Annotated in this window: 9 protein-coding genes; all 9 read left to right on the top strand. The window is 40.3% G+C overall.

Going from position 1 to position 8,670, the window contains the following annotated elements; translation table 11 throughout:
• Nucleotides 1-168 precede the first annotated feature (168 nt).
• On the top strand, nt 169-972 hold the full coding sequence (gene cpaB, locus CXF82_RS10305) for a Flp pilus assembly protein CpaB (RefSeq protein ID WP_102044142.1): 804 nt from the start codon (nt 169-171) through the stop codon (nt 970-972).
• A 46-nt stretch (nt 973-1,018) separates the two neighbouring features.
• On the top strand, nt 1,019-2,455 hold the full coding sequence (locus CXF82_RS10300; protein ID WP_102044141.1) for a type II and III secretion system protein family protein: 1,437 nt from the start codon (nt 1,019-1,021) through the stop codon (nt 2,453-2,455).
• A 45-nt stretch (nt 2,456-2,500) separates the two neighbouring features.
• Entirely contained in the window at nt 2,501-2,818 is a 318-nt protein-coding gene (locus tag CXF82_RS10295; protein WP_232775105.1) for a hypothetical protein, read from the top strand.
• Nucleotides 2,819-2,835: 17 nt separating this feature from the next.
• Nucleotides 2,836-4,179 (top strand): Tad domain-containing protein, encoded by a 1,344-nt coding sequence (locus CXF82_RS10290; RefSeq protein ID WP_257982767.1) that lies wholly within the window; start codon nt 2,836-2,838, stop codon nt 4,177-4,179.
• Nucleotides 4,180-4,189: 10 nt separating this feature from the next.
• The gene (locus CXF82_RS10285) at nt 4,190-4,669 is read left to right on the top strand and encodes a TadE/TadG family type IV pilus assembly protein (protein ID WP_101089080.1); all 480 of its coding nucleotides are present in this window, start codon (nt 4,190-4,192) and stop codon (nt 4,667-4,669) included.
• Nucleotides 4,666-5,115: a TadE/TadG family type IV pilus assembly protein gene (locus CXF82_RS10280; protein ID WP_101089081.1), complete on the top strand. Its 450-nt coding sequence runs from the start codon at nt 4,666-4,668 to the stop codon at nt 5,113-5,115. Before CXF82_RS10285 ends, CXF82_RS10280 begins: the two co-directional genes overlap by 4 nt.
• 94 nt (nt 5,116-5,209) lie before the next feature.
• Entirely contained in the window at nt 5,210-6,442 is a 1,233-nt protein-coding gene (locus CXF82_RS10275) for a CpaE/TadZ family protein (RefSeq protein ID WP_102044140.1), read from the top strand.
• Between the two features lies 1 nt (nt 6,443).
• Nucleotides 6,444-7,772, top strand: a complete 1,329-nt coding sequence (locus CXF82_RS10270; RefSeq protein ID WP_101089083.1) for a TadA family conjugal transfer-associated ATPase — start codon at nt 6,444-6,446, stop codon at nt 7,770-7,772.
• 12 nt (nt 7,773-7,784) lie between these two features.
• Nucleotides 7,785-8,670, top strand: an 886-nt coding sequence (locus CXF82_RS10265) for a type II secretion system F family protein (protein WP_102044139.1), incomplete at its 3' end; no start/stop codon positions are given.

The raw sequence follows: 8,670 nt of genomic DNA, 5'->3' as shown, positions 1-8,670 counted from the left end.
TCCCTTGTTATCCGAGAGATTTGTTAGGGATTATGTCAGATCAAATTAGCTTTATGGAATTTGAGCCCGTCATAACGCCTTCATTGGTAGATTCGGCATGGTCCATTTATTTTGTCTAAATGTATAACATTCAAATTCAAATTTAATTTTATCTTTTAGGAGCGACAAATGAATAACAAAACTCTCTTATTTGTCATTTTATCACTCGTGTTTGGCGTTACTGCTGTTTATCTCGCTCAAAACTGGCTTAAAAGTAACAGTCAAATTGGGGTTTCAGGAAAAACAGGCAATGTCATTACAATGGCAGTTCAAGTGCCTTTAGGCGCGATATTAGAGCGTAAGCACCTAGCATTAACATCGGTACCAGAAGCATTTATTCCTAAGGGAGCAATACAGGATATTAAAGATGCTGAAGGTAAAGTCGTTAAACAACGATTATATGCTGGAGAAGTGTTGAGGAAAGAAAGGTTAACCGTTAAAGGGGAAGGGAGTACTTTAGCCAGTTTAATCACACCCACAATGCGGGCGGTAACTATTAGGGTGAACGATGTAGTTGGTGTTGCAGGTTTTCTACTTCCTGGAAATAGGGTCGATATTATTAATATTTTTAAATCAAATGGTTTGAAAACTGACGTTGTACTTTCTAATGTAAAGATTCTCGCGATTGATCAAAGAGCTTCAAATGATGAAAATAAACCCGTTGTGGTCCGAGCTGTAACACTGGAGTTAAGCTTAGAGCAAGCAGAAGTGCTGATGATTGCTAAGAGTAGAGGTTCATTACAGCTAGCACTGCGAAACCCAAATGATACGGCTGTCATTGAATTAGCAACCATAGACGAAACTGCAGAAGTTAACACTGAAAGTGCTCAACCAGTTGAAATTAAGCAAGTGGCTAGCGTCTCTAATAGAAGTAAACAAAAAGTAATTTTGCTTAAAGGAATGAAAGAGCAAGAGATTAAAGTCAATAATTAACAGTTAATGACACAAGCGTTAAGTATCGTGTTTTAAGGAGAGTAACATGTCATTTTTTCGTCATTGTTCAATCGTCTGTTTGTTAGCTATGTTAATTACGTCAGTTGCACAAGCTGGAGGTCCTACTGCAGGTGTTAGAAATGATATTAAACAGATTCCAATTTTCAAGTCTAAGGTATTGATGTTAAATCAGCCTGTACATCGCGTATCAGTAGGAAACCCTAGTATTGCAGATATTAAACTCTTACCAAATAATGAACTTTATATATTAGGCAAGCAGTTGGGTAGTACTAATATAATGATTTGGGACAAAAATGAAGTACTGTCCAGCATTATGGATATTGAAGTTACTCATGATTTAAATGGGTTAAAGACACGATTACACCAGTTCCTTCCATCTGAAAAATTGGGCGTTCAAACATCTCAAGGACAGTTACTTCTCAGTGGCCAAGCATCTAACCTACAAAAAATGAATACAGCTGTTGAGCTCGCCCAAGGATACGCTGAAGCCGCTGCCGGCGGTACTGCACCAAGCAGGGTTTTAAATATGATGACCATTGGGGGAGACCACCAAGTCATGTTGGAAGTCGTGGTTGCGGAAGTGCAGCGCAATGTAGCGCGTCAATTTGATTCCAAATTTTTTATTTTTAATCAAGGCGATAATCTTTCTGGAGGTGTTATCGGCGGCGGTGGTGGTTTTAATCCTGGGAGCATTGGTGGTGTAGACGGAAAAGGTCTGTTTGCACGATACGTTAACGGTGATTTGATGATGAATTTTGCGCTAGACGTCGCGAAACAAAATGGGTTGGCAAAAGTGTTAGCAGAACCCAATGTTACTGCCATGAGCGGTCAATCTGCAGAGTTCCTTTCTGGTGGGGAATTCCCTATTCCGGTGCCAGGTGAGAACGGTAACACAACCATTGAGTATCGAGATTACGGTGTTGGGGTTAAATTTGTGCCAACAGTGCTCGATTCAGGACAAATTAACTTAAATTTAAATGTTGTTGTAAGTGAAATTAGTACTGCAAATGGCTTTTCAATATCGGGTAATACGTCCACATCATTGATTGTCCCGTCTTTAGTAAAACGAAGTACGGCGACAACAGTGGAACTCGCAGATGGACAAACTATCGCGATAAGCGGGTTAATCAGCGACACTCTAAGAGAAAATATAGATAAATTGCCAGGGATAGGAGACATCCCTATTTTAGGACAACTATTCACCAGCAAGAGCTTTCAGAATGGGCAAAGTGAATTGGTGATCCTAGTAACGCCTAGGCTTGTTCGTCCCTTTAATCGCAAAGATATTTCTCTACCTACTGACGGATTTGTGTTGCCATCTGATGTTGAATTCTACCTATTAGGAAAGCTATCTCATAAAGAAAAGTCTGAAAATGACGGTGAAACACCTTATGAGCCTGCCAGATCCGATACTAATATTGACGATACAGGAACTCAACAGAAGTATGGTCATTCACTTTAAGTCAATAGAGATAGAGCGGTAATTTAGAGTTATGGAGATAGCATAATGAATTTATTAAGAATTAGAGAAAAATGGTGTATCTCGTTGGTGAGCTGTCTTACAGTATTTTCCCTTAATGGCTGTACTCAAATTAATGATTTTCCAATGGGTGAAAGTTACTATCAAATAAAACAAGTTCAAATACTCGATGTTGAAGCCCCAGAACGTAATGATGGAACTATACTTAGTCTTGATGGCACTTATGGTGAAAAGGTCATGCAAGCATACCGAGATAGTAGCGTTAAACCGCAATCATCTAAGAATATGGGGTCGACCAAAGCAAGTAGTTCAGGTAGCTCCGGCTCGGGTTCAAGCAGTAATTAGGTCAGAGGTGAAAGGCCATGATGTTATTAAATAGTGGATACACAAACAAAGGTGGAACTTCATTACATCGACAGTCCGGTGCGATTTTGGTGATGTTTACCCTTGGTATTTTTGCAATTGTTGCTATGTCGGCCTTAGCGCTGGATGGTGGCCATATGCTACTAAGTAAAGGCCGTTTACAAAATGCAGTCGATGCTGCGGCGTTGAATGCAGCAAAAGAGTTACAAGAGGGGGCGACATTGTTTGAAGCAAGGCAAGCTGCCTACTCAATCTTGCTGCAGAATTTATCGTTTAACGAAAATGGTGAACTGAACAGCTCGGTGTCTTTGTCGAGTCCTGATTATAATAGCACGCAGGTAACCCCCCGTTTAAAAATCGAATTTTCTGAGTTACCAGACCCTTTCAACCCTGTTCTTACTGAAGGCACTAGGTATGTTCGGGTTAAAGTTGAAGATGTTTCTTTATCAAACTTTCTTGCCGACATTCTTGATTTTAACAAAGTAATAAGAGCCTCCGCTGTCGCTGGACGTAGCCAAGACCTCGCTTGTGTAAACAAAGTATTACCACTGCTGGTTTGTGGCAAAGTGGGCTCAACAGCTGAAACCAATTACGGATTAGCGGATGGGTTGCACTTGATGAAACGAGGGGCTAATCAGCCAAGTACAAATGGCTCGGGTAACTTTCAGTTGATTAGCCTAGATGGTGATAGTGGCGGGGGCGATTTAAGAGACGCTTTTTCTGGCAATTATTCACCAGACCAGTGTGTCAGTAAAGGCACTGTGGCTACAACCCTACCAGGAAACAAGGTTGGGCCAGCCGCTCAAGGAATGAATACTCGTTTTGCAGATTGGGGCGAGGCAGGAACAAATAATGAAGACAATCCGCGCGATTTTAATATATGTGAGGGCACACCGGTAACCATCGAAGAAGTTCAAGCTGTCGATGATGGCGGAAACCTGATGTTTGATGACAAGGGCAAACCCGTTATGCAAACCGCTATCGATCCTACCTCAATAGCGGGTGCGTATCGCTGGACTGATTATGACGCCGCCAATCATTCTGAGACTCCAGTAGCTTGCGCAACGACGGATGATGAAAACGCTATAGCGTTACGTAGGGAACTCGAAGTTATTGTGGGAATTTGCGATCCGGATGCAGGCGGAACTTACGATGTTAGCATTTTAGGTACAGCTTGCTTCTTCTTAACGCAAAAGGTGGGTAAGACCGGTCAGGATTCATATATTGTAGGTGAGTTTTTAAAGACCTGTTCAAATTCAGGCCAGGCTTCTTTAGATCCCGATTATGTAGGTGATAGCTCAACGATTGTCCTGTATTGGGACCCTGACAGTCCAGACTCTTAGGTGAAACACAATGAAGAACCAATTATTGTATAAAAAACAAAGGGGAATAGCGGCAATCGAATTTACGATTATTCTGCCTTTGTTTTTGGTATTAATATTTTTTACAGCCGAACTAGGACGAGCGCTTTATCAATACAGTCAGTTAACAAGAATGATACGCGATGCTGGCCGTCATTTGTCCCAAACCATAATCACTACCGGGAACGGTGTACCCTCAGATTTAATCGACGCATATTGTAATGGCTGTATCTCCGAAACTACAAATATACTTATATATGGTGCCAGTTCCGGAGCAACCACACAATTATCTGGTATTAGTATCACTGATATCTCAATTTCAGAATTTCCCATTGATAGCGGTATTATGGTTATTTCAGTCGATTATGATTGGACGCCTATTTTCTTCGATAAAATGTCTGGATTTGGCTCGGGGGAGGGCATAGACCTGAGCTTTAGCATGAATTCAACCTATGCAGTGAGGGCAATATGAAGCATATTAAAGGAGTTTATGCTATTGAGTTTTCTATTGTCGCGAGTGTATTTTTCTTAGTGCTGTTTTCTGCTATAGAAGTAGGTCGGTTGTTGTATACCTATAGTGTTTTACATGAAGCTGCGCGACGTGCTGCGAGAATAGCTGTAGTTTGCCAGCTGAGTACTGATATTCGTTCCCAAGCGCTTTTTAATGGTGCTGACTTAGTCCCTAACTTGTCCAATGATAATCTAACGATTAGTTATCTAAAATTGGATGGCACCCTTATAGAAGATTTAGTCAGTGATCACGGTCTCATTCGGCTAGTTAGAGCTGAAATTACAGGTTATAAACACCAATTTCTGATTCCAGGCCTATCACGTACACTTAATTCCCCCACTTTTTCAGCAACTTTACCAAGAGAAAGCTTAGGCGTTTTTAAAGGCGGTACATCCGACTGTAGCTAACTTTTCTCAAATTAATCGGTAAATATTTAAATGAATTAGGGATTTATGACTATAGTGAATGTAGTGGTATTAAACTTATGGGATAGGGAGCGAAATGGATAAGCCGCTAGAGTTATATGTTCCAGATAATAGCCAAAACCCAGAGTCAAGCTTGCATATGTCTTTACCATTTCCAGTGCAAGCGATAGTTGCGAGTAATGGAAATGAGCCTTTGGAGTGGATGACTCACCATTTTGCTAAATATGATAACTTTAAATGGTGTGAAACCTCATATCTAGAGGCTTTTATTGGTAAGGAACAAGTTGAGTTTAATCTAATATTATTAGTTCTACCAAATGATGAATCCGAAGCGGTTAAAGCCTTAACTTATGCTTCAAACTTTAATACTGACATTATAATACTTGGTCTGGATACTCCACAGAAGATCCTTCGATTAGCCTTTCAATATAAAGTGAGTGATTTCATCCCTTTTGGTGCGAGTAAAGAAGAGTTGTTTTCTTCGCTGGAAAAGGTGTCTTTAAAATTAATTGAACAAGCTGATTTGGCACCCGTGATAGCCGTTATTAATGGTAAGGCTGGTTCGGGAGCAAGCTTTATCGCAGCCAGTTTGGCTGACGTTGTGTCTCAAAGAGTGCAAGGCAGTGTTGCATTAATCGATACCGATCTCCATCACGGTACGTTGGCGCACATGTTTGGATTTGAGCCAAAGTATTCACTTTGTGATGTTTTAGGCTCATTAGAAGAATTAGATGAAGTCGCATTGAAAAGCACCATGGTGATTAAGGGGAATTTGAATTTATTGGCGTCAAAACCATTTGAACTATTAAACACCAATAATGACTTAGATTTAAGCCGGAACAAAGAATTGATCTGGAAGTGTAGGCACTTCTATAACCAAGTGGTATTGGATTTTTCTCGTGGTCCTGAATATTGGAATGGCGATATGCTTAATGATGCTAATATTTTGGTTGTTACTCAGCAAAATATTATGCATCTACGTCAAACAAAGGATTTGATCCTCCAGTTGACATCAAATATGGGAGTTGCACACGAAAGAATTAGTATTATTGTCAATCGATACGACAAAAACTCTAATATTAAGCTCTCTGATATAAAAGAAGCGATTGGTGTTACATCCGTTTTCACTATTATTAATGATTATAAGTTATCTAGTGAATGTGTGGAGTTAGGGAAGCCTATTACTGAAATTGCTAAGAAACAGCAAATGTTTTTAGACATGAAGCTTATTGCAAATAATTTTATGCCTGAAGTTAATAGTAAGCCTTCTAAGAAGGCTGGTTTTTGGAAAAGACTATTGGGGACATGATATGGAAATAAATAAAGAGACCCAAGGGATTAATGACTTCCAGCCATTAACTCAGGAAGAACAGGATATTAAAGTTCAATTATACGATAAGCTATTGAGTGTTATGGACTTATCATTAATTGAGACGATATCTAAGGATCAAGCTCGAGAGCAGATTAGTGAGATTAGTAGCCAATTACTTAACGAATTTCATATACCAATTAATTTAGCCACCAGAAAACGTTTGATAAAGCTTATTATTGATGAGGTGTTAGGGCTAGGTCCCTTGGAGACACTATTGGCTGACCCCTCTATTTCGGATATTTTAGTTAACTCGTTTGATCGAGTTTACATAGAACGTAGAGGTAAGCTTGAACCTGTAAATATAAAGTTTCATAGTAATGTACACCTACTTAATATCATCGATAGGATTGTTTCCAGCGTAGGGAGACGTATTGATGAATCTTCACCTATGGTAGATGCTCGATTAGCTGATGGATCGCGTGTGAACGCCATTATCCCACCGCTTGCTTTAGATGGACCATCATTGTCGATTAGACGGTTCGCAGTCGATAAGCTTAATGCGAAACAGCTTATTGATATTGGTTCGGTTACTGAGTCGATGATTGAACTCCTTAAAGGTGCGGTTAAAGGAAAACTAAACATCCTAGTTTCAGGTGGTACAGGCAGTGGTAAAACTACTTTACTGAATATGTTATCTGGTTTTATTCCAAGCGATGAACGTATTGTCACCATTGAGGATTCAGCCGAATTACAACTACAGCAGCCTCATACGGTAAGGTTAGAGACTCGTCCACAGAATATTGAGGGTAAAGGGGAAGTTTCACAGCGTGACTTAGTTAAGAACTGTTTAAGAATGAGACCCGATAGAATTGTGATTGGTGAGGTTCGTGGTGGTGAAGCTTTGGATATGTTGACCGCGATGAATACAGGCCATGAAGGCTCCTTAACAACTCTGCATGCAAACAGTCCTCGTGACGCCCTGGGGCGATTAGAGTATATGGTTTGTATGGCGGGGTTCGATATGCCAGTGAGTAACATCCGCACTCAGGTAGCTTCAGCGATAGACTTAGTAGTACAGCTTGAGCGTCAGGAGGATGGTAGAAGGAGAATAACAAGCATTCAAGAGATTAACGGCATGGAAGGCGACATTATTACGATGTCGGAAATCTTTAGATTTTCTAGACAAGGGCTGGACGAAGATGGGCAAATCAAAGGCGAGTTTGAAGCAACAGGGGTCATTCCTGGCTTCCACACCAAGCTGAAACTACACGGAATTGAGTTGCCTTATAATTTATTCAATTGTGGCGATCCATTTGCAGAATTTTAAAGGCGGTCTTAAATGTTTTCCAATCAACTCATATTTCTCGGCCTTATTTTTGTTGCTGTAATTTTTCTCTCGCAGGCCTTGTTTCTACCTGTTTATAGCCCACAGCGAGCCAATACTGCATTAATTCGTAAACGTTTAAAAAAATTATCAGAACAGTCAGGAGATATTACTTACGAAACGTCTTTACTTCGCAAGAGCCGACTTGGAAAGCTTGGTACTGCTGGCCGATGGTTAGAAAGTATTGAGTTCATAGAAAGCATAAGCTATCGGTTGGAGCTTGCTGATTATAAAATGATGGGTCATCAATTTATAATCTTAGCCTTTATTAGTGCTTCGATTGCAGGTATTGCAGCTTGGGTCTATTTGGCTGAGCCATTAGCGGCTTTGTTAGCGTTCGCAATGATTCTCTATTTATTTAACTTCAAGCTCAACCGTGATACATCAAAGCGAATGGACAAAATTGAAGAGAGCTTTCCTGATGCTTTAGATGTATTGCGAAGGGCTTTGCAGGCCGGTTATTCATTTTCTGATGCGGTAAAACTTGTTACAGAGGAGATGGAAGGGCCACTTTCGAAAGAGTTTAGTCTAATGTTCGCCAATATTAATTACAGTAAGGACACGAAAAGAGCCATTTTGGCGTTTATTGAGCGAGTACCAAGTGTATCCGCAATGGCATTTGCAAGTGCTGTGATGGTGCAAAAAGAAACTGGCGGAAATTTAGCTGAAAATATTAAGAACTTAGCTCGAGTTATTAGGCTGAGATTTACCTTTAGGCGTCGAGTGAGAACTTTATCTGCAGAAGGACGGTTATCAGCATGGATCCTTATGTTACTTCCTTTTGCTCTATTTGCTGTTATTTATATCCAGACCCCTGGGTATGTCGGAGAGTTAACTGGTA

This window comes from Shewanella sp. GutDb-MelDb, assembly GCF_002836075.1.
Classification (GTDB): domain Bacteria; phylum Pseudomonadota; class Gammaproteobacteria; order Enterobacterales; family Shewanellaceae; genus Shewanella.
Note: the sequence above shows the minus strand (reverse complement) of the source record. Positions and strands in the feature narration are given on the sequence as shown.

Coding starts and splice junctions, on each gene's coding strand:
- cpaB (WP_102044142.1), top strand. CDS start 169: ATGAATAACAAAACTCTCTTATTTGTCATTTTATCACTCGTGTTTGGC.
- CXF82_RS10300 (WP_102044141.1), top strand. CDS start 1,019: ATGTCATTTTTTCGTCATTGTTCAATCGTCTGTTTGTTAGCTATGTTA.
- CXF82_RS10295 (WP_232775105.1), top strand. CDS start 2,501: ATGAATTTATTAAGAATTAGAGAAAAATGGTGTATCTCGTTGGTGAGC.
- CXF82_RS10290 (WP_257982767.1), top strand. CDS start 2,836: ATGATGTTATTAAATAGTGGATACACAAACAAAGGTGGAACTTCATTA.
- CXF82_RS10285 (WP_101089080.1), top strand. CDS start 4,190: ATGAAGAACCAATTATTGTATAAAAAACAAAGGGGAATAGCGGCAATC.
- CXF82_RS10280 (WP_101089081.1), top strand. CDS start 4,666: ATGAAGCATATTAAAGGAGTTTATGCTATTGAGTTTTCTATTGTCGCG.
- CXF82_RS10275 (WP_102044140.1), top strand. CDS start 5,210: ATGGATAAGCCGCTAGAGTTATATGTTCCAGATAATAGCCAAAACCCA.
- CXF82_RS10270 (WP_101089083.1), top strand. CDS start 6,444: ATGGAAATAAATAAAGAGACCCAAGGGATTAATGACTTCCAGCCATTA.